Source organism: Marinobacter sp. V34 (assembly GCF_055524115.1).
Window position 1 is genome coordinate 282,813 of the sequence record NZ_JBUPZY010000003.1, and the last position, 20,463, is coordinate 303,275.

19 protein-coding genes are annotated in these 20,463 nt (G+C 54.3%); 4 read left to right on the forward strand and 15 right to left on the reverse strand.

The genetic code is table 11. From position 1 onward, the window contains the following. Positions 1–3 precede the first annotated feature (3 nt). Positions 4–591 (reverse strand): FxsA family protein, encoded by a 588-nt coding sequence (locus AC0B60_RS06805; protein ID WP_465085001.1) that lies wholly within the window; start codon positions 589–591, stop codon positions 4–6. A 97-nt stretch (positions 592–688) separates the two neighbouring features. On the opposite strand from AC0B60_RS06805, the gene AC0B60_RS06810 reads away from it, so the two are divergent. Beyond that, positions 689–1,450, forward strand: coding sequence for an SDR family oxidoreductase (locus tag AC0B60_RS06810; protein ID WP_465085002.1), 762 nt, complete (start codon positions 689–691; stop codon positions 1,448–1,450). Between the two features lie 197 nt (positions 1,451–1,647). On the opposite strand, the gene AC0B60_RS06815 is transcribed toward AC0B60_RS06810, so the two are convergent. From AC0B60_RS06815 to AC0B60_RS06825, 3 genes are read right to left on the reverse strand one after another with little or no spacing between them, the layout of a single operon-like run. Next, a complete protein-coding gene (locus AC0B60_RS06815; protein ID WP_465085003.1) occupies positions 1,648–1,959 on the reverse strand; it encodes an MGMT family protein in 312 nt (103 codons plus the stop codon). Then, positions 1,956–3,341 (reverse strand): AmpG family muropeptide MFS transporter, encoded by a 1,386-nt coding sequence (locus tag AC0B60_RS06820; protein WP_465085175.1) that lies wholly within the window; start codon positions 3,339–3,341, stop codon positions 1,956–1,958. Before AC0B60_RS06820 ends, AC0B60_RS06815 begins: the two co-directional genes overlap by 4 nt. 15 nt (positions 3,342–3,356) lie before the next feature. Then, entirely contained in the window at positions 3,357–3,839 is a 483-nt protein-coding gene (locus AC0B60_RS06825; RefSeq protein WP_007155699.1) for a YajQ family cyclic di-GMP-binding protein, read from the reverse strand. A 146-nt stretch (positions 3,840–3,985) separates the two neighbouring features. Between AC0B60_RS06825 and AC0B60_RS06830 the strand changes: the two genes are divergently transcribed. Further along, complete coding sequence (locus AC0B60_RS06830; RefSeq protein WP_465085004.1) at positions 3,986–4,954, forward strand: response regulator; 969 nt, start codon at positions 3,986–3,988, stop codon at positions 4,952–4,954. A gap of 283 nt (positions 4,955–5,237) precedes the next feature. Continuing rightward, positions 5,238–6,263: an AraC family transcriptional regulator gene (locus AC0B60_RS06835; RefSeq protein ID WP_465085005.1), complete on the forward strand. Its 1,026-nt coding sequence runs from the start codon at positions 5,238–5,240 to the stop codon at positions 6,261–6,263. Here the strand turns inward: AC0B60_RS06835 and AC0B60_RS06840 are convergent. The 6 genes from AC0B60_RS06840 to AC0B60_RS06865 form a co-directional block, all read right to left on the reverse strand. Further along, positions 6,260–7,471 carry an argininosuccinate synthase gene (locus AC0B60_RS06840; RefSeq protein WP_465085006.1) on the reverse strand — a complete coding sequence of 404 codons (1,212 nt, stop codon included), beginning with the start codon at positions 7,469–7,471 and terminating at the stop codon, positions 6,260–6,262. The genes AC0B60_RS06835 and AC0B60_RS06840 overlap by 4 nt on opposite strands. A gap of 120 nt (positions 7,472–7,591) precedes the next feature. After that, complete coding sequence (gene fliS, locus AC0B60_RS06845) at positions 7,592–7,993, reverse strand: flagellar export chaperone FliS (protein ID WP_465085007.1); 402 nt, start codon at positions 7,991–7,993, stop codon at positions 7,592–7,594. A 31-nt stretch (positions 7,994–8,024) separates the two neighbouring features. Beyond that, a complete protein-coding gene (gene fliD, locus AC0B60_RS06850; RefSeq protein WP_465085008.1) occupies positions 8,025–9,431 on the reverse strand; it encodes a flagellar filament capping protein FliD in 1,407 nt (468 codons plus the stop codon). Between the two features lie 196 nt (positions 9,432–9,627). Next, a complete protein-coding gene (locus AC0B60_RS06855; RefSeq protein WP_465085009.1) occupies positions 9,628–10,068 on the reverse strand; it encodes a flagellar protein FlaG in 441 nt (146 codons plus the stop codon). A gap of 79 nt (positions 10,069–10,147) precedes the next feature. Beyond that, complete coding sequence (locus AC0B60_RS06860) at positions 10,148–10,972, reverse strand: flagellin domain-containing protein (RefSeq protein ID WP_465085010.1); 825 nt, start codon at positions 10,970–10,972, stop codon at positions 10,148–10,150. A gap of 160 nt (positions 10,973–11,132) precedes the next feature. After that, a complete protein-coding gene (locus AC0B60_RS06865) occupies positions 11,133–13,223 on the reverse strand; it encodes a motility associated factor glycosyltransferase family protein (protein WP_465085011.1) in 2,091 nt (696 codons plus the stop codon). A 343-nt stretch (positions 13,224–13,566) separates the two neighbouring features. Here AC0B60_RS06865 and AC0B60_RS06870 point away from each other — a divergent pair, with 343 nt between their 5' ends. Next, positions 13,567–14,733 (forward strand): flagellin, encoded by a 1,167-nt coding sequence (locus AC0B60_RS06870; protein ID WP_465085012.1) that lies wholly within the window; start codon positions 13,567–13,569, stop codon positions 14,731–14,733. Between the two features lie 69 nt (positions 14,734–14,802). Here the strand turns inward: AC0B60_RS06870 and AC0B60_RS06875 are convergent, their stop codons facing one another. From AC0B60_RS06875 to AC0B60_RS06895, 5 genes are read right to left on the reverse strand one after another with little or no spacing between them, the layout of a single operon-like run. Next, complete coding sequence (locus AC0B60_RS06875) at positions 14,803–16,032, reverse strand: polysaccharide pyruvyl transferase family protein (protein WP_465085013.1); 1,230 nt, start codon at positions 16,030–16,032, stop codon at positions 14,803–14,805. Then, positions 16,032–16,985, reverse strand: coding sequence for a class I SAM-dependent methyltransferase (locus AC0B60_RS06880; RefSeq protein WP_465085014.1), 954 nt, complete (start codon positions 16,983–16,985; stop codon positions 16,032–16,034). The genes AC0B60_RS06875 and AC0B60_RS06880 overlap by 1 nt, the downstream gene beginning before the upstream one ends. Then, positions 16,978–18,801 carry a cytidylyltransferase domain-containing protein gene (locus tag AC0B60_RS06885; protein ID WP_465085015.1) on the reverse strand — a complete coding sequence of 608 codons (1,824 nt, stop codon included), beginning with the start codon at positions 18,799–18,801 and terminating at the stop codon, positions 16,978–16,980. The genes AC0B60_RS06880 and AC0B60_RS06885 overlap by 8 nt, the downstream gene beginning before the upstream one ends. After that, positions 18,798–19,361 (reverse strand): GNAT family N-acetyltransferase, encoded by a 564-nt coding sequence (locus tag AC0B60_RS06890; protein WP_465085016.1) that lies wholly within the window; start codon positions 19,359–19,361, stop codon positions 18,798–18,800. The genes AC0B60_RS06885 and AC0B60_RS06890 overlap by 4 nt, the downstream gene beginning before the upstream one ends. A gap of 1 nt (position 19,362) precedes the next feature. Further along, on the reverse strand, positions 19,363–20,460 hold the full coding sequence (locus tag AC0B60_RS06895; protein WP_465085017.1) for an N-acetylneuraminate synthase family protein: 1,098 nt from the start codon (positions 20,458–20,460) through the stop codon (positions 19,363–19,365). Positions 20,461–20,463: the final 3 nt, after the last annotated feature.

Here is a 20,463-nt window from a genome sequence, read left to right on the forward strand (position 1 = left end):
TTTTCAGTTTTTTTTCGGTCTATCATCCTCTTGATTGCTACCCGCTCGGCCATCGGTGTTCTGGTTCAGGCGATCGTAGTCTCGCTCGGTCTCGTCGCGGTATTCCCCTTCAATAATATCGTCGTTCCGATCGAACGGGCTCTGACGCCCGAACGGTCCCTCGCTCCCCCCAAAGGGCCCCTGCCCTTGGAACGGCTCACGTTGGCCTGCGGTAAATGTGAAACTGCCGGATTTGCCAGCCACCATCATCCGTTTCATAGCCTGGGCGGCAAACCAGTGGCGGGTTCCCGGAATCAGACAAAGGAAGCCTATGGTGTCGGTGACGAACCCCGGCGTCAGTAACAAGGCACCGCCAACGGCCAGGATCAGGCCTTCCGCCACTTCTTTTGCCGGCAGTTCACCGCTGTTCAGTCGCTGGTTCGCTTTTAGCAGGGTTGCTAACCCCTGTTGCCGCAGCAGGGCGGCACCAATGATGGCCGTCAAGAGCACAAGGCCAATGGTATTCAGGGCGCCAATTATGGTGCCGACTTTGATCAGTATCGTCATTTCGACGATGGGCATAACGATGAATAAAAACAGAAAAATGCCCAAGGGAGCCTCCGTAGATGAGCGTTGGTCTGGTTGCTGCGACCGTAAAAACCTCTGATATACTCGCCGCTTTCGCTAATGCTTAACCTTAGGGCAAAACATGAAACTTCAAGATTCCGTGATTGCAATTACTGGCGGAGGCCAGGGTTTGGGCCGAGCCATGGCCGAGTACCTGGCGGCCAAAGGAGCTCGCCTGGCGCTGATTGACCTGATGCCGGAGAAGCTGGAAGAGGCTGCAGCCGCCTGCAAGAAAGTCGGTGGCGATGCCCGAATCTATATCTGCAATGTTGCCAAGGAAGATGATGTCGAGAAGACGTTTGAGGCGATCGTGGCGGATTTTGGTCAGCTTAACGGGTTGATTAACAATGCGGGTATTCTGCGTGACGGGCTAATGGTGAAGGTGAAGGACGGCCAGGTTGAGAAGCGCATGGAGCTGTCGCAGTGGCAGTCTGTGATTGATGTGAACCTGACGGGAGTTTTCCTGTGCGGCCGCGAGGCGTCCACGCAGATGATCAAGAATGGCGATCAGGGTGTGATCATTAACATTGCTTCGATTTCCCGCGCTGGAAATATGGGCCAGAGTAACTATTCCGCGGCCAAGGCCGGTGTTTCCGCTCTGGTGCCGGTTTGGGCCAAGGAGCTTGCCCGTTATGGCATTCGTTGTATGGGGATTGCACCGGGCTTTATCGAGACTGAGATGACGGCCTCGATGAAACCGGAAGCCCTTGAGAAGATGACCGCTGGTATTCCTCTGAAGCGTATGGGTAAGCCGGAGGAGATTGCGTCTGCGGCGGCGTTTATTTTTGAGAATGACTATATGTCGGGGCGGATGATTGAGGTTGATGGGGCTTTGCGGCTCTAGGGTTTGAGCTTTGCCCCACCCTGTCCCCTAGCCTGAGGGGGCGGGGGCTGGCTAGGGGGTGGTGCTGAATTTTTCTTTGAAAAAGAACTCGCTTTGCTCAGACATCTTTTTCTGGCAGAAAAATTCAGCACCACCCCCTGCCCGACTGGACTTTTGGTGGGATCGCCACATGACGCTATCCGACACAACACTAGAGTTTATGGGCGCCACTGGAACTGCTTCATCGAGATCCTGCCATCAACGACGACAACTCCCTCCTCACGCAAACTCTGGGCCTGCACCTCAAACACCTCGCTGCCGATGGGAAACGCGATCTGGCCATTGCTTCTGATCACGCGATACCAGGGAATGGCATGCCCTTCAGGGAGTTTTCCCAAAGCTTTACCGATGTACCGGGCCTGCCGGCCAAGGCCAGCCATATCCGCAACCTGACCGTAGCTGGCTACTTGGCCAGCGGGAATGGCGGCGACGACCTGCCAGATTTTCTGGTCTTTGCTGGGTTCGGTCATGACGACTCAGCAACTTCGTTCCGCGGTGCCAGGGCGTCCAGGCGTTCGCCTTTTCGCATCATGTAGATGGCCAGCACTATGGCGGGAACCCCCATTATGCCGGCGACCAGGAAGAACTCCGCGTAACCGAATCCGGCAACGACGATGCCGGAGAATCCACCGATGAATTTTCCGGGCAGTGTCATCAGGGAGCTGAACAGGGCGTACTGGGTGGCGGTGAAGGCCGCGCTGGTCATGCTGGACAACCAGGCTATTAATGCCACATTGGCGATGCCACCACTGAGGTTGTCGGCGCTGACCACCAGTGCCAATGTGACGATGTTGGGTGGGTATTGCGCCAGAACGACGAACAGCAGGTTAGTGGCGGCGGTCATGATGGCGCCCGCCAGCAGGATGCGACGTACGCCGTAACGCACCACGAGCACGCCACCTACAAGAGAGCCGGCGATGGTCATGAAGAAGCCGAAGATTTTGGTGACGTCGGCCACCTGGGTTTTTGAGAAGCCCATGAAATCCAGATAGAAGGGGTTTGCCATAACCCCCATAGCGATGTCGGAGATGCGATACACCGCGACCATCACCAGGATCAGGATGGCGAGTTCCTTGTAGCGACGGAAGAAATCCAGGAAGGGCCCTGCGATGGCAGCGTAGAACCATCCGATGAATCGAGCCAGGCGGGGGTTGAGGTGAGTGCGCTTACTCGCCTCATGCTCAATTTTGTCGGCGATGTCCTGGGCGGCGGCGTAGTGATTGACGCTGGGTTCCCGCACGATGAGTACCGTCACCACGCCTACGCCAACGAGTAGCGCCATCACTTCGTAAGACACCTGCCAGGACCAGAATTCCGCAAGATATAAGGCACCGGCTCCGGCGACCAACAAAGCTAGTCGATAGCCGAAGATATAAGTGGCCGCCAGCGCCGCCTGCAACCGCTCTTCTGCCACTTCAATCCGGTAGGCATCAATCGCCACGTCCTGGGTGGCAGACGAGAAGGCCACCAGCAAACCGCAGAATGCCATCATCTCCGGTGCCACGGTGGCGTCTACGTGGGCCATGAGGTACAAGCCCGTTGCGATGCCCGCCTGGGCCAACAATATCCAACTTCGGCGCTTGCCAAGCAGTCTGTCGAGAAGTGGCAGTTTCAACCGGTCCACCATCGGCGCCCAGAACACTTTGATGGAATAGGTTATACCCAGCCAACTGAAAAAACCGATGGTGGCCGTTTCCACCCCGACATCCGCCAGCCTTGCGTTCAGTGTGGAGAACACCAGCAGGAACGGCAGGCCGGCCGAAAACCCCAGAAACAGAAGCGCAATGACCTGCCAACGTGTGTAGGTTTGGAGGGTTTCCTTAAGTAACGCCAGGGTGTTGCCGGATAAAATAGTGTGACTCCCGGTTCAGTCGCGGAAATTATTGAACTGCAGAGGAATATCCAGCTCGGCTTCCTTCAACAGCGCAATCGCCGTTTGCAGGTCATCACGCTTTTTGCCTTTTACCCGCACTTTTTCGCCCTCGATGCTGGCCTGCACTTTGAGCTTTCCGTCCTTGATCATCTTGACGATCTTCTTGGCCATGTCGGTTTCGATCCCCTGCTTCAGTTGCAGGTGTTGCTTAACCAGCTTGCCGGCTTTACTTTCGCCGTCTTCAGACAGCGCCCGGGAATCGATATTGCGCTTGGCGAAGGCCATTCGCAGCATGTCCATCAGCTGTTCCAGCTGAAACTCCTGTTCGGCACTGATGGTAATGCCTTTGTCGTCCAGTTCGATGTCCGCGTCCACGTTCTTGAAGTCCCAGCGATTGCCCAGCTCGCGCTTGGCCTGGTCCACGGCGTTGGTCACTTCGTGCATGTCGATTTCAGAAACGATGTCAAAAGAAGGCATGATGTGTTCTCACTTTTTACAATTATCCACGTCAGGGCACGCACAAAACGCTATACTGGTGCCCTTCTGATTGCGCAAGGTGCCAAAGCATACCAAGACAGGGGCGGCACCGCATCTGACAATGGACTGGTGAGTAGTAGATAACAATGCCGAACCTTGATCTTCCCATCCTCGTGGTAGACGACGCCAAATTCAGCAGCATGGTGGTGGGGCGAACCCTCCGCAATGCAGGGTATCGCGACGTACGAATCGCCAACAATGCCCCTGCCGCGCTTGAGTTTATCGACCAGCGCCCAGTCAGTGTGTTGATTGCCGACTGGCTGATGCCGGAGATGGACGGGCTGGAGCTGACCGACCAGGTGCGCCAGCAGGATGAGCAGAACAACCACTATACCTACGTGATACTGCTCACCGCCCGTGAGAGTGTGGAGGCCCTGTCAGAAGCGTTCGACCGGGGCGTCGACGACTTCATCTATAAGTCGGACATGACCAAGCAGCTGATTCCTCGGATTTTCGCGGCTGACCGCATGGCAGACCGCCAGAACACCCTCTTGCGCGCTAATTCCCTGTTGATTGAGAACAACCGCGAACTGGAAAGCAGTAACATCATTGACCTTGAAACGGGCCTCTGCAACAACCGCTACGCCCGGGATAAGCTCGGCAAATGCCTGCGCCAGGCGGAGTCCCGTGGCGGCGCCTCTGCCTATGTGTTGTGCGGCATCCGTAACTGGCAGGAGCTCAAGCGCAAGCATGCGCCCTCGGTGATGAGTGAGCTGGCCGTTGGCATCGCCCGCCGCCTGAGCCACCTGATCCGCCCCATGGACTCCCTGTGCCGCGTGGGCGACAACCAGTACGCGATTATTGCGCACTTTCCAAACAGCGATCATTGTTCCGCAACGGCTTTTCGCCGCGTATTTGACGGCATTAACCACAAAGCCCTGAAAACCACGGCTGGTTATATCTCGGTAGAGGCGGGTATGGTGCTTTGCAGTGCGGACGCCCAAAACGGCACACCCTCGGTCCAGGAGATGGAGCGTGCGGCAGTTCAGGGCTTGGTCGATGCGTATGAGACCCGGCGGTTTACCGCGACGAGACCGGAGCTGGAGAAGGCCTGAGAAAAGAGTGTCGGATTACGCTACGTAACACTGCGACACACATCACAAACAGACTTCCAGGAGCGAAAGCCCTATTCTGAAATTGTGGATTTAAGCAGTATCCCCCATGGCGGAGGAGCCGAGTAGTACCTCCGCCGCCAAATGGGGAAAATCCGCAGAATTAACGAATTTTTCAGGCACTTTCGTTCTTTCCTTGTTTTTAAGCCAGCTTTTTAGCTGGCTTTTTTCTTTTCAGCTTCCGTTATACTGATGGCAACAATAACCCCAAGACGTTGCCGTAACCATGAAGACCCTCGGAACCGCCTCCGTAGCAGCCCTCAGACAATACGTTCGTGCCGCCGATGCCTGTAACATCGACATCTCTGCGCTGTTCCACCAAGCAGGACTTGAGTCATCCGTTCTTCAAACCGACGACGGGCGCATAGACGGGGAACAGTTCCAGACATTCATCAGATTGCTCTGCAAACAAAGAGACAACCCCATCCTCGGCCTTGAAACCGGTGACTTCGTGCAACCGGGGTCCTACAGTGTTCTCGGGTACATCACCATGAGCTCCGCCACGCTGGGAGAAGCAGTCGTTCGCATTGCCCCGTTCGAGAAACTGGTCGGCGACATGGGAACGACGCAAATTGCGGGTAGCGGCGATCACATCAAACTGATCTGGGCCTGCAACTACACCGACCCGGTCGTTCGCCCCCATATGGTCGATAACGTCTTCGCCTCCTGGATCAACTACGCCCGCTGGCTGGCCGACAACAACATCGCGTCGCCGGTGGAGGTACACCTGGAACACCCCTCCCCCGGGCCGGAGTTGGAGAGCGCCTACACGGAACGCTGGGGGTGCCCCGTCAGGTTTGGCTCTGGTGAAAATGCCATTGTTTTGCACAAGGACTTACTGAATACACCCTTGCGCCAGCCAGATCCCCTACTCCGAAAAACTCTGGAAGCCCACGCCCTGAGCCAGCTAGCCACTCTGGAAACCGATACTGCCCTCACCAACCGGGTAAAGCACAGCATCCGCAAACAATTGATGCACGGCATAACAAGGCAAGACATGGTGGCCGACAACCTCGGCATGACCAGCCGAACCTTGCAGCGGAAACTCAGTCAAGAAGGGGTTGCATATCAGCAGTTGTTGGACGAAGTCCGGCAGGCGATGGCGGAAGATTTTTTAATAAATAGTGAACTGGGAATTCCGGAGATAGCATTGAGGTTGGGGTATAGCGAAACAACGTCGTTCCACAGAAAATTCAAGGCTGTGAAAGGCAAGACGCCCGGAGAATTCCGGGCGTCTCAGGATACCACTTAAAGCTTGCGGCCTTTACCAGCAGCAATCCGCAACCGAAGGGCGTTCAGCTTGATGAAGCCTTCCGCATCCTTCTGGTCATAGGCACCCTGGTCTTCCTCGAAGGTCGCAATCTTTTCATCGAACAGCGAATCGTCCGACTTGCGGCCAACCACATCCACATTGCCCTTGTAGAGCTTCAGACGCACCGTGCCATTCACATAGGTCTGGGTCTGGTCGATCAGCGCTTGCAGCGCCTCCCGCTCCGGTGACCACCAGTAACCGTTGTAAACCACCTCCGCGTAACGCGGCATGATGCTGTCCTTCAGGTGCGCCACTTCGCGGTCCAGGGTAATGGACTCAATGGCCCGGTGGGCGCGCAGCATGATCGTACCACCCGGAGTTTCGTAACAACCGCGGGACTTCATGCCCACATAACGGTTCTCAACAATATCCAGACGCCCAATGCCGTTCTCGCCGGCCACCTTGTTCAGGTGCTCAAGCACCTCGTGGGGCTTCATGGTCTGACCATCGATGGCGACGATATCGCCCTTCTCATAAGTCACTTCGATATAGGAAGGCGTGTCAGGAGCCGCTTCCGGAGAGACACTCCAGCGCCACATATCTTCCTCGGCTTCCGCCCAGGGATCTTCCAGGTTGATGCCTTCGTAAGAAATGTGGAGCAAGTTGGCATCCATGGAGTACGGGCTCTTGCCCTTCTTCTTCTCCACCGGAATGTTGCGCTCGTCGCAGTAGGCCAGCAACTTCTCGCGGGAATTCAGATCCCACTCGCGCCAGGGGGCAATCACCTTCACACCCGGCTTAAGCGCGTAGGCGCCCAATTCGAAACGGACCTGGTCGTTGCCTTTCCCGGTGGCACCATGAGAAATGGCATCTGCGCCGGTCTCATTGGCAATCTCGATCAGACGGCGGGAGATCAGCGGGCGTGCGATGGAAGTACCCAGCAGGTACTCCCCTTCGTAGATGGTGTTGGCGCGGAACATCGGGAACACGTAGTCACGAACGAATTCCTCGCGCAGGTCCTCAATGTAGATTTCCTTTACGCCCAGCGCTTTTGCTTTCTCACGCGCCGGTTCCACTTCCTCGCCCTGGCCGATGTCGGCGGTGAACGTCACCACCTCACACTCATAGGTATCCTGCAACCAGCGAACGATTACCGAGGTATCCAGGCCACCGGAATACGCCAGAACCACCTTTTTAATATCAGACATGCCCTTGCTCCAGACTGAACAGAATGGATGTATCAAAAATAAGGAGCGTATTGTACGGGACAGCGGGGGGAATGGCTATTGGTGGGGGCGGGCCACGTCAGGCCCGCCTAATGCCCGTGTTCAGACAGCTTGCTGCTGCAAAGAGGTGGCCTCTTCGCGGATACCGTCCCAACCGTCTTTAACCTGGCGAAGCAGATTCGCAACTTCATCAAGCCTTTCGACATCGTTCCTTGCGTTGGCTTCCCACAACGCCTGCTCCATGTAGCCATAGAGGGCATCTAGTCGCTCCGCAAGGTCGCCGCCCTTCTCCCTGTCCAGGAAGCTACGCAGGCCAGCGACAATATCGATGGTCTTGATGATGAGTTTGCCCTTGCCATCGAAGTCCTTTGCCTGCATGCGCGCCTTCGCCATGTTGATTCGCTCAAGCGCCCCATCGTACAGAAGCTGGATCAGTTTGTGAGGATCCGCATCTGTAATGCTGGTCTGGGTGTTGATTCTCTGGTATTGCTGAAGACCATTCATTGTATAACCCTCTCTATCGGTCCAGCTTGGACTAGCTCTGCTGATTTGTCTGTGGTGCGATGGCTGCCAGTTGTTGGCTCACGTAGTCACCTGTGCTGTTCAGGCGCGATATCAGTGAGTCAGCGGCTGAAAACTGGCTGACCAGCCGCTCCTCAAGTGACTGAATTCGACGCTCAAGGTCTGCCCGCTGCTCCTGGATGCCTTCAAGATCACCGTTCAAACCATCCGTCCGCGTGGCCAGAACGCCATCGCTCGCGAGGAAGCCACTCACAACTTCCAGAGTTCGATCAGCGACACCCTCCACACCGTCTTTTTCCGCGAACAACGCCGTTACGGCATCGGGATTCTCCGCAAGTTGCTCCTTAAAAACATCTTGATCGAACTCAAGCTTTCCTGTGCTGGGATCGGTCGAAATACCCACATCGGCCATCATTCGAACCGGTGAATCCTCCAACCCCGATGGGATCGTCGTCAGCATGCGCCTCAACTCTCCCTGAACGCTCCGTATCGCGGAGTCACCCGTAAGCACAGCTGCCTGCCCGGATTCCACGTTATAGCCGGATACTTTTTCAATAACATCCTGAAGCGCATTGAACTTGTCGACGAATTCCTGAACGCGGCCGGCAACGGCATCTGCATCCTGATTAACCGTAATGGTCGATGCGCCAGTGGACTTCAGGTCGAATGTAACACCATCAATCACACCTTCAACGGAATTCGAGGAACGGCTAATGGCAATACCGTTAACTTCCAGCTCGGCATTCTTCGCAGCAACCGTTTCTTCAAGATTGGACGTAGTGCCATCGAATACGAACTGGGAAAGACCGGACGTATCCGAACTGTTTCCATCATCATCAGTCACGGAGACCTGAACGGCATTATCAAGTCCGCTTTCCTCAGAGGTCATCACCAGCCTGAAACCGGAACCGGTATCGACCACACCTGCGGTCACACCTGCATTCGCTTCATTGATGGAGGCGGCCAGCCCTTCCAGCGTGTTGTTGCTACTGTCAACCGTAATATCAGTGGTGTTGCCGCCAACCGTCAGACTCAACGTGCCTGTTCCAACCGTGGTCGAGTCCCTGTCCGCAAAGGAGCCAGACGCAAGTGACTGAGACTGAGCCAGGCTGGTCACATTCAGACTGTAGGAGCCTTTCGACGCGCTGGATGCATCGATGGATACGCCGGTAACATCTTCATTGGAGGTATTGGCGGTAAAAGCCTTCAGGCCCTCCGCACTGCTAAGCGCCTCCATGGGCGAGCGTAGTGCCTCCAGAGCGCTCCTGATCGCGCCGTAAGCCGAAATCTTGGATTCAGTTCGCTGCTGCCGCTGATCCAGACGCACTTCCGTCGGCTTGCGCTCTGCGTTGAGCAACTGGTCGACAAGATCGGAACTGAAAATGCCAGACCCTGCTCCCAGTGATGTAATTGATGCCATGGTCGTGCCTCCATAAAGGCTGCTATATCTACTATAACTCTGTATCGGCTGACTGCGGCAAAACTTTGCCAGTTCTCAAGCTCATTTTGTAACGACTTGTAACTAACGAGCCCACAAGGCAGAACACCGCCGGCCCCTCACGGGTGCGGCGGTGCTGAAATACCGTCATTTACATCAAAGCAAAAGCGGCAATAAACTACACTTTTGCGTTAAACAACGTCAGCGGTTCATCCTGCTGCAAGTTCTCTGCCAACCTCAACGCAACCTCATCCGGAATTTGTCTGATGACTTCCTGGGTTTCCTGATCAACCACACGAACAATGGTTTTTCCCAGATCGTTATCCACTTCAAACTGCAAATCCCGCTGCACGGTCTGAACGAAATCATTCAGCTTTGACACTGCCTGATCCAGTTGTTCCCTTTGTTCTTCACTGCGATTTTCCAACCGTTCTGCCTTGGAGGTATCAGAAACCCCGACTGCGGGCTGCACAGTGACTGACCGACTAACTGATGAAGGTGCAAACTGAGCGGAGGCATTGCTGCCTTCGTTCTGAGGTGACGTAGAGGCCCGAGCCGGAGCTTGCGCACTGGAGCGAACCAGTTTCAAATCCGGGCTGTTCAGGTTTACGTCATTCATAGCTCACCTCGCTATCCTCTAACGGCATAACGCTGGCTCTCCACTCTCGGAGAGCCAGCTGTTAGCCGAACCGTCCCTGTTACTGCAGGAGAGACAGAACCTGGTTCGGGCGAGCATTGGCCTGGGCAAGAACCGAGATACCGGCCTGCTGCAGAACGTTCGCCTTGGCGAGCTTCGCGGTTTCAGCAGCGAAGTCAGCGTCGATAATTCGGCTGTTCGCGGCGCTTGCGCTCTCGATGTTGGTCGCCAGGTTGTTGATGGTGCTTTCAAAGCGGTTCTGAACCGCACCCAGGTCTGAACGGAATTCGTTTACCGTATCCAGGGCGTCAGACAGGGTATCCAGGGCGGCAGACGCACCGGAAGCTGTGCTGATATCCACGGCGTCAACACCGAGACCACTGGCAGACATATCTTCGCTCAGGTCCACAGTGATGGTCTGACCGCTCTCGGAACCGACCTGGAAGCTAACCGCGCTACCAAGACTAGCGTCCAGAACATTCTGACCGTTAAACTGGGTTTCGCTGCTGATACGACCGATCTCTTCCAGACGCTGGCTGACCTCTGCCTGAAGCAGTTCACGGTCTTCGTTAGTCAGGGAACCGTTGGCTGCCTGTACCGCCAGCTCACGAACACGCTGCAAGTTGTTGACGGTCTCGTTCAGACCACCTTCTGCGGTTTGTGCCAGAGAAATACCGTCGTTTGCGTTACGCTGGGCAACGGTAAGGCCGCGAATCTGGGTGTCAAAGCGGGTGGAAATTGCCAGACCAGCCGCGTCGTCTTTTGCAGAGTTGATGCGCAGGCCAGAAGACAGACGCTGAAGCGCCTGGTCAGAAAGGTTCTGACTCTTGCCAAGCTGATTCTGAGCACTGATTGATGCAACGTTAGTGTTAATACCGAGAGCCATAATGCTTCCCCTTCAAACCGTAAAGTTTTTCTCTTTGATAGAGGCTTGGCTCCCGTTTACTACCGGGATGCCCCGCCCTGTTATTTCATCTAACGGCCCCCCGTCAGATATCTTTAGGGCATGAGGCAAACAATTTGTAAGCAATTGTTAAAGAGCCTGACTAGACCTCCAAGCCTGGCTCCGGCTCTATCAGCATCGTGGTCACCCAGGGATCTTTCTCCAGCCGAGGGCGGTTTACCATGACGGTCTGAAAATGGTCCGGCACTTGGAGGAGAAAGTTGAGAAACCCCTGCCGCCAGGTTTTAAGAAACGCTTTCATGTCCTCATCGTCGTCGCACCCCATCCCATGGCAAAGACCGACATAGATAAAGTGAAGGATGGACCCTCTGATGAGCTGGTAAACGAATGCCTGTACTGCAGTTGGTTTGCTCATCCCTTTTGGAGGGCGAACTGCATTAATATGTGCACGAGCCCGATTCACCAATACAGCAAGGTCTTTGCGGCCTTCCAGCCTCGCCTCTTTAACGATCTTCCTCATCCCCTGACAACGCTCTTTCAATTCTTTGAGCAAGGCTGGTACCTGCTTCTCCAGTTGGTCGGAGGGCATAAGCTCGATCAAATCACCGGGAAGCTGCCAATTATCAACTTTTGGGGCACCCAGGATTTCTGCTTTAAAGCTTTCTTGAGAAAGCCAATCTGTACCATCGATAACCGCACCGTCCGAACAATTAGATACGCGGAATCTATCAGAGGCAGCGTTCGTCTCCAGACAAAATTTCTCGACAGACCGTTTGGCAGAATAATAAGCCGCCACCGTGAGAACCGTTCCGCCATCCACACTTGGAACAGAAAATTCATTTTTGGTCTTTGAACTATACCGTCGCTGCTGAACCTTACGGGCAAACTCAGTATTCACGTTCTTACCGTATACGGAATAAGCGGAGTGATCCTCTTCCTTAACGCGATAGCCAAAATCGGTTCCAAAGAGATAGATGTTCCTGAAGCCCAACCCATACCCCAATGACAACGCCGTATTCGTGCAGGTTGGGTTGCAGTGAGAGAAAGCATAGGGACTGCCCCCAAGAAGGTGGCTTTGGTAATTGTCGGTTTTGAAGAAATGAACTGTCTCACCAAACAATGAGCTCACCAACGGATTGACCTCATTCACCGCGACCAGTGTGACGTCTTTCAACGCGTCTGATTCGATGTCGGCCAAGTATTGATACACCAGGTAATCCGGGTCCAGCTCAACGTGAAAATCCGGATGAATACCGGCAGCGATCAATGCCCGTATGCCGGTACCGGCACTAACGATTACAACCCGATCCTGCACCGCTTTAAGCCCCTCAATACGACTATCGATAGAAGGCCCGCTGCCTACAACCACCATCGGCGTATCGCGCTCCTGCTGAGGCTTGTTTTTAAGAAATCTAAATTCAGATCTGAGGTTATGGGACAGATGATGAAGGCGGCGAACTTCATTATCGTAGTTGCTCCAGTTCGAAGTAATAACCGAAAGATCCTTGCTCACATCAATGGCGACCTTTGCTAACTCAATATCCGCGAGATGGTTATAGTAGATCGTAAAGAACGGATATAAAGGAACCAGGTTTTCAACATTTCGGTACAGAAGCCCCCGCATGCTGGCCTCATTGTCAGCCGAACCGATGGCGAACGTCAGGGAATAACCTTTACGCTGGAATCGGGAACATATTCTGGCCCAATCAACGGTAAACAGGCTAAGCGCGAATTTCTCAGGTTCACGCTCAACAACCAATGCGTTGATAACGTCCGCTTTTTCCAGCAAAGCTTCTATGTGATAGCCAAGACCACAACCCAGGAACACAATGGATGGATAGGCGGTTCCACGATCATAACCAGCAAAGCTACTATGTTTAACCGGGCTGCTTTCTATCAATTGCCTGGCGGCAAGGGTTGCGAATCTTGGGTGCTTGTAACTTTCAGCTGAGGGCGGCGAGAACGTTTGAATTTTTTTTCCTCTGGGATTCTCGCTGAGAAAACGTTCAACTTCCGATAACGAATACTCCTTCGCCAGTCCCCTGTAGCAGGACCTACCGTTGAGCGTCATATCAACATCCGTTTTCCCCGGCGTAACAACAAGCTCTGCTTTATTCAGCATCAGGTTTGAAAACATCTGGTAGATGCTTGGATGGTGTTGCTTGAAGTAATTCAGGTTCCTTTCTTTCTGCCTTAGAAATGATTCAGCCGAAGAATCCGGTTGTTTTGCCACAAGCTTCCTCCATCGCAACTCTGGAACGGGTCATAGATCTACCGCAACAAAAATAACACATGACGAGGTGAATCGCGCAGCGGGCTTTTGCAACTTGAAAAAGCGGCAAATAGCTTCCTCCCTCTCAAAAGCCAGCCTACCGAAAGCTCCTCATACCCAAACCCGATTTAAATTATTTAATCAATATTATCAAATAGTTAAATTGACATTTTAGAACTAAAACCAAAGTTGGCATCAAATTCGCTGACCATCAACAAAACGGCAAATCCATGAATTTCACCGGCAATTCCGTTTGGCCACCAACAACGGCTTTGCCAACACCTCTGAGCAGGGAGAAACCAAAATGCCTCAGATCATCAACACCAACATTGCGTCGCTGAATGCGCAGCGCAATCTGAACGCAACACAGAGTGATGCCGACACAGCGCTCCAACGCCTGTCATCGGGCCTCCGTATCAATTCAGCGAAAGATGATGCTGCGGGCCTGGCGATCTCTGAACGTTTCCAATCACAGATTACCGGCCTCGGCATGGCCCAGAGAAATGCGAACGACGGCATCTCCCTGGCGCAGACCGCCGAGGGCGCCCTCGACGAAGTCACGGCAAACCTGCAACGGATTCGCGAGCTGGCGGTACAATCCGCCAACGCCTCCAACAGCAACTCGGACCGTGATGCCCTGAACCAGGAAGTCCAGCAGCGAATCGCTGAAATCAGCCGAATCGCCAGCCAGACGTCCTTCAACGGCCTTCGCGTATTGGATGGTTCTCTGCCAACACAAACCTTCCAGGTCGGCGCGAATACCGGTGAAACCATCTCCGTAAGTGGCCTGGACGCGAGGGGAAGCGCCCTTGGTTCTGTCATCGGCGCAACGTCAGGTTTGTCGACAGCATTGGTCAGCGGCCAGAGCGTAGCAGATATCTTTGAAGCCGGCGGCACCGTGGACTTCTCGGTTGAACTTCCGCTACTGGATGCCTCCGGCACAACCGTTGTCAACATCAGCGGCGCCAGCTCCCTCGAAGACATTCTGGGACAAGTCAACGCACAAACCCAGCAAACCGGCGTGACGGCATTCCTCGACCGGGAGAATGACGACATCATATTCTCATCGGAATTCGAGCAGGCGTTCACCGTCGATGTTACGGTCGCCAGCGGCACAACCTTCAACGTCGCCACAACGATACCGGACGATCAGGTTTCCGTGAACACGATAGATGTGTCGTCACAGGATGGCGCGGACCAGGCGATGATCGCCACAGACTACGCGATTGACCAGATTAACGGATTGAGAGCAGAACTGGGTGCGGTTCAAAACCGGTTCGAGTCGACGATCACAAACCTGAGCACCACATCCGAAAACCTGTCGGCAGCCAACAGTCGTATCAGGGACGCTGATTTCGCGGCAGAAACTGCGGAATTGGCACGAACCCAGGTACTGCAACAGGCCGGCCTATCGGTTCTGTCCCAGGCCAACGCCCGGCCCCAGCAGGTCCTTCAGTTGCTGCAGGGATAAGGCAGTCACGCAGGAAGTCCAGCCCCCGGTGACGAACCGGTGGGCTGGAAAGTCAGGAACTCGGCCAGATCAAGCGAGCTCAGACTGGTCCAGCATACCAACCGCTATATCAACGTACGCATTCGCCCGAATTTTCGCGTCACTAACGTTTACCTCCAGCGCCTTCGCAACGTCCTCTTTGTTGGTCATCAATACACCGGCCAACGCAATCAGCTTGTCGCTATCGACATCCCATGAAAGGCACCACTCCGACATATTTGTTTGCCTGAAGAACCCGGAGACCTTGCTTTCATAGGCGAGCCCAATGACCGGCACTCCCATCATGGCGGAAAACACGGCTCCGTGTAGTCGTGTAGCAACGCTAATGTCTGCAAGACTGTAAAAAGATTGAATATCCTTGTAGAAGTACTGCCCCTTAACGACAAAACAACCATCGGTTTTGGACAACTTGTTCAAAATCTCGTGCGCCATATAGCGATCGTCCGTCCTCGGATCCTCAACATGATATGTGCACTGTGGAATGAATATCGCCGAGCCCCCGACAGTGTTCAGCCAATGCTCCAGAAACGCCGTTATCGTCCGCACATACTCCTCATTGCCATTCATCCAGGATAAATCCCTGAGCGAGATTGCAACGACAGGACGGTCACCAAGCTTTATGCCCTCCTCAGCAGCCAGTTCCAATCCTCTGGTGGCATTACCGGTTGGTGCACCCAAGGCCGGGTCCGGAAGCAACGTATAGGGAGGAAGGGAGATGCTGCTGTCGACAAGGTTCTCGACGGCAAAGGGCTCTCTGAAGGTAACGGCAGAGGCTGAGCGCAACATACGTTGAACCGCCAACCTGGTCCATTTATCACTAATTTTATTGGCACTCAACCCGTAGAAGTAAAGTGGGGTTCCACACAGTTCTGCGATATAGGTCAAAACCAGAAACTGCGAAAGGTGTCCTCTAAGCACATCAAAAGACACTTCGGTAATAAAATTTCCAGCGCCCAAAACCAAAAGGCTTGCGGAATCGATTTCCTCGGCAATCCGCAGCAACTCAGAACGATCATCAGAAAAGTTAAGCCCGCGCATCCATTTCCCCTCGGACATAGCTTTGCTGTCGTACTCAAAATTTTTAACGGTGCGAACCCCGAAATGCTCATCAAATAACTTGTCGGGATGGCGGCAAAAAACAACATATTCCGTCGATTCGGGAAGCTGTTTTTTTAACGCTTGAACCATAAATGCCAGCGGGGCGTCATCTCCGGCACTCCAGAGCGTATACCCCCCATAGAATGCAATTTTACCGGCCATTACAGCTCCCTGTGAGCGTTGGTTTTTCTGGCAATCATTATAATTTCCCGGCCTACACCCGTTTCGGCCATATGCTCGTAAAACCCTTGTTTAAGATCATTCAATCCTGATTCCCACAAAAATCTTTCCAGGTGCTTTCTCTTGGCATGACATTCTCGGCCTAGTTGATCATTACCAACATAGTTATCACCCATCATGAGGAATAGTTCCATGGGGAATGAACAGGACTTATAGACCACCTCGAAACCCGTATTCGACAGCAGGTTTTCAAGTGATGCATAGTTGAAATAGTTTATATGATGAGGTGGAGCTACCCACCAAGGTGCAAAGCCGGCTTTGTCCTGTAAAGCTACCTGGAACGCATTATAGTCGTTAGGCACAACTATAAACGTAAGCCCATCCTCCTTGAGAATATCATGCACCAATCCGAGTGTTTTCCCGGGATGAGGCAAATGCTCCAGCACGTTACACATATGGACGACATCGACACCCGAAAACCCCGCTGCTATTTCCGAATCGAATGTAGACTGGTGGATTGTCAATCCAAGAGACCTGGAGTATTCAGCAGCCTGCTCTGACGGCTCCAGCCCCACAACATCCCACCCGCGCGCGCTTCCTGCCTGGAGAAAGTATCCCGGCCCCGAACCAATATCCAGGATTTTGGGCTTGCCGCTGGGTTCACCAACAATATGCCTCTCTATGAGCTCATAACGCTCGTTGTAGGTCTCTAACCACCAATCCAGGTCTTCAATGTATTGGTCGATGTATAGCGGCTTTTCCGTGGAGTAATAGTCCTCTTTATAGACTGATTCAAGCTCTTCTTCGCTCGGTATGGGAACAACATGGCGGAACCCGCAAACCTCGCAATCAATTACGTCGAAGTCGTTTTTTGTGTCCAGCAAATTTCCCCGGTGCCCCGGAGTTTCCCTGTACGAATTTTTTTCATTAGTCATACGTCACCGTACCTTGAACGAGCTCTTTCATCTTTTTAACAACATCACCCACCCGGGACCCTACCGGAGACTGTGACAATGACGGGCACGGGAAAAAAAGACGCGGAGAGTCACATACCTGTCGAAAGACTTCGCCAACGGTCTGGGGCGTCACATCAGGCCAGGCCCCCACCAAAAACGCACCTCCGTACCTGGAAACATATGCCCGGGCGACCGTGGCGTTAAAACGGGAGTTGGCAACAATCAATGCTGGAAGCCGCTGATACGCCATCTCATAAGTCGTCAGGCCCAGACCGGTAAACCCGATATCAGCCACTTCAATTCGCTTCGGCATATCATCAACATTACTGCTTACGGATCCGTTCAGCTCCAATGACTGTAACACTGATCCAACAGCGTTTCCCGAGTCGGAATGACCCACTACGACGTCGACATATCCACGAAAGCCCGCCCACCCCAAGCCTTCAAGCACTCGTAACGTCAGAGCCGTAACCTCTCCACCACCCATTGCAACGAGCACACGCTCGACGTTTGTCTCGCGCCTTATGTCATTCTTGTTGGCGTTCAACCACACCGACTCCGCTGGTATGAAGTGCTCAAGCCCATCCAGGCAAAAGGGGTGACTCTCGGGCTCGTAACCCGGATAATCCGGGTGTGGCAACGCATTTATCAGCAATTCTGCCTCGTAGCAGTATGGCGCGACAGGGTTGTCCATAAAGACCAGCTTCACACCCGCCTGACGAAAGCGCGTGAATTGGTCCCGATACCGGTACAGGTCATCCTTCCCGAAGTTTATCACCACCGCGGACCAATCCGATTCAGAGGCCTTGTTCAACAAACGCGTCACGTCGTCTTCCGGAGACGTGTCCGCTGGGAGCTGCTCAACTGCAAACCCTTTTGCATGAACGGCCGAAAGGACGTTCTTCTCATCCCGACAGACAAACTCCGCCCCCCAGCCCAATTGGTCCGCCAGCAGCCTGGCAAGCCGAAGACTGCCGACAACATGCCCCATGCCAAGACCTGCGCCACCATCACATCGGAAACCCATCCGCACCGACTCATGCAGGCTGCTTTTCCGGCCAGCTCCGGCGTTGATCCTCGACAGTTCAGGATGCTCTCCAAGAACCATCAGCACGTCGGATAAAGACGTATCGATCAACGAATCCGGCATCTGCCGGGCAAGCGCCCGGAAGAACGCCAGATCATCCTCAGTATCAATCGTCAGGCGGAGGTCGGCACGGCGGAGCTCTGGCTTACTGTCAACGTAATGGGTGAGGTACCGGTCGCTATCCCGGTAGAGGGCACTGGTAACGTGTTCTCGATCGTGGTCGGACAAAGCCTGATCTCGGGCCAACTTCAGGAGGGCGCCCGCCGATACGACCTCAATTCCCTTGTCGACATATTCGTAACCAGGCCGATAATTAACCACATCCGCGCCAAAGGCAGACTGCGCATCCAGCATCTGCCGGACCGCTTTCATATTAACCAGAGGGCAATCACCCGTAACACGGACAACAACCTCAGCGTCAGTCTGACGAGCCGCTTCCGCAAAACGCGAGAGCACATCTGTTTCATGGCCTCGAATTACTCGAATGTTTGGCCACTCATTCAGAACATGATCCACCAGAGAGTCGTTCTCCCGGCTCTTCGACGTGGCGACAACTACAGCGCTAAACAACTCTCCAGGTCCACAATCTGATGTGAGCCTGGCAAGAACATAATCGACAAGCGGGCGGCCACCAATATCCGCCAGCATTTTTCCCGGCAGGCGCGTTGAGCCCATTCGTGCCTGAACGACGGCAACCACCTTTGTCATACTGGGCTCCTCCCGCTCTCTGAGCGGTTGGCCTCTTCAAAAACATAGCCCATACAGTAGTGCGTCAGCCCCCACCAATGTTGCGGATGCACGCCTTCACAGGAAAAGCCGCACTTCTCATAGAACCGCTTTCCCTGTTCGGTTTCGGAGTACAGGACCACCTTATGGGCACCGGTATTGCGGTACTCCGAAAGACAGGTATGCACCAATCGATGACCTACCCCCTGGCCCTGGTAACCGGGAGACACCACCACCCAATCCAGTGATGCCACGCCGCCATTGGGAACGCCACCAATTACGAGTGCAATCATTGCATTGCCATTGAATGCAGCGGCCAGTGCGGCCTTTTTGTCGGCGGCTCGACGTTCGAACACCTCATGACTGTACTTGTTGCGATAGGCGTCCAGGGCCGATTCCGAGAAGGTCAAAGAAAACTGTTCTGCGAGCATTTTCGAGAAGAACTGATACGCCATCGTGGCGTCCTGTCCCGGCGCCACAACACGGAAGGTTATGTCAGTGTCGTCGGGACGACCCGATCTGTTCGGGCTATCAGAATTCATATCAGGCTCCGGCTTTCCGGTGGGAACCCAAGTCTTCCTTCATCACTGGGTAGCCCTCTTCGATATCTCTCGCGGCAACAGCCCCTACGGCCATTTCAACAGCAGAGGCCGGTAATCCCTGCGCCGGCCTGAGTACGGCAACATCCTCTCGGCGGATAATCTCACCAGCCGATATTTTCCGGTTGGCCCAAAGCCCCCGTCTGACCCAGTAGCGCTCATCTTCCTCCGCGTCCACCCAGTGCTTTCGGTCTCCCGCCAGGGACATTTCCGCGTGCCTCAAGTCGGTCACCAACTGGGTAAACTCAGACATTTCCATGGCAAAGTGATGATCAAGGCCCGGCTGGCTGCGGTCCAGCGTAACGTGTTTTTCAAGCAGGCAGCAGCCAAACGCCAGGCTAGCCACCGGCAATACCGAGCCGGGAGAATGATCCGACAGCCCGACCGGTACGCAAAAATGCTCAGCTAAAACGCGGATGGCCCGCAGGTTTGCATCCTCCCAGCGCGGTGGGTAGTTGGACACGCAATGCAACAACACGACCTGCCGACCACCGGCAGCCCTAACGGCTCCAAGCGCCTCATCCACCTCGTCGAGACTGGACGCACCGGTGGAAATGATCAGCGGTTTGCTGGTTCGGGCTGCGTGCCCGATCAACTCGTGCCAGGTAATGTCCCCGGATGCGATCTTCCAGGCAGGCACACCAACCCGGTCCAGGCGCTCAACCGCATCCAGGCTGAAGGGGGAGCACAGAAAAACAACGCCCTCCTCACGCGCAACCTCAGCAAGGGCGGGCCACCAACTCGGATCGGCAGAAAAGCCTGGAAGAATATCCCAGCGCTTGGACAACAGGGTTTGGCGTGACTCCCACTCGTGAGTGGCATGTTGAGGTAACCGTGGAATGAACAGATCTTCCCTCGAAAAGTCCTGAAACTTCACGGCATCGGCACCTGCCCTGGCACTTTGCCGGATTAACTCTGCCGCCGTTTCATAGTCCCCATTGTGATTCGAGCCAATCTCGGCAATAACGAAGCAGGGCTCGCCTGGCGCAACCCTTCGTTGCCCCAGTCTGACCTCATTTTGAAAGGCACTTTCGGATGTCATAGA

Bases quoted from the DNA above. Each gene is read 5' to 3' on its own strand.
- AC0B60_RS06810 (WP_465085002.1), top strand. From the start codon at position 689: ATGAAACTTCAAGATTCCGTGATTGCAATTACTGGCGGAGGCCAGGGT.
- AC0B60_RS06815 (WP_465085003.1), bottom strand. From the start codon at position 1,959: ATGACCGAACCCAGCAAAGACCAGAAAATCTGGCAGGTCGTCGCCGCC.
- AC0B60_RS06825 (WP_007155699.1), bottom strand. From the start codon at position 3,839: ATGCCTTCTTTTGACATCGTTTCTGAAATCGACATGCACGAAGTGACC.
- AC0B60_RS06830 (WP_465085004.1), top strand. From the start codon at position 3,986: ATGCCGAACCTTGATCTTCCCATCCTCGTGGTAGACGACGCCAAATTC.
- AC0B60_RS06835 (WP_465085005.1), top strand. From the start codon at position 5,238: ATGAAGACCCTCGGAACCGCCTCCGTAGCAGCCCTCAGACAATACGTT.
- AC0B60_RS06840 (WP_465085006.1), bottom strand. From the start codon at position 7,471: ATGTCTGATATTAAAAAGGTGGTTCTGGCGTATTCCGGTGGCCTGGAT.
- fliS (WP_465085007.1), bottom strand. From the start codon at position 7,993: ATGAATGGTCTTCAGCAATACCAGAGAATCAACACCCAGACCAGCATT.
- fliD (WP_465085008.1), bottom strand. From the start codon at position 9,431: ATGGCATCAATTACATCACTGGGAGCAGGGTCTGGCATTTTCAGTTCC.
- AC0B60_RS06855 (WP_465085009.1), bottom strand. From the start codon at position 10,068: ATGAATGACGTAAACCTGAACAGCCCGGATTTGAAACTGGTTCGCTCC.
- AC0B60_RS06860 (WP_465085010.1), bottom strand. From the start codon at position 10,972: ATGGCTCTCGGTATTAACACTAACGTTGCATCAATCAGTGCTCAGAAT.
- AC0B60_RS06870 (WP_465085012.1), top strand. From the start codon at position 13,567: ATGCCTCAGATCATCAACACCAACATTGCGTCGCTGAATGCGCAGCGC.
- AC0B60_RS06875 (WP_465085013.1), bottom strand. From the start codon at position 16,032: ATGGCCGGTAAAATTGCATTCTATGGGGGGTATACGCTCTGGAGTGCC.
- AC0B60_RS06880 (WP_465085014.1), bottom strand. From the start codon at position 16,985: ATGACTAATGAAAAAAATTCGTACAGGGAAACTCCGGGGCACCGGGGA.
- AC0B60_RS06885 (WP_465085015.1), bottom strand. From the start codon at position 18,801: ATGACAAAGGTGGTTGCCGTCGTTCAGGCACGAATGGGCTCAACGCGC.
- AC0B60_RS06890 (WP_465085016.1), bottom strand. From the start codon at position 19,361: ATGAATTCTGATAGCCCGAACAGATCGGGTCGTCCCGACGACACTGAC.
- AC0B60_RS06895 (WP_465085017.1), bottom strand. From the start codon at position 20,460: ATGACATCCGAAAGTGCCTTTCAAAATGAGGTCAGACTGGGGCAACGA.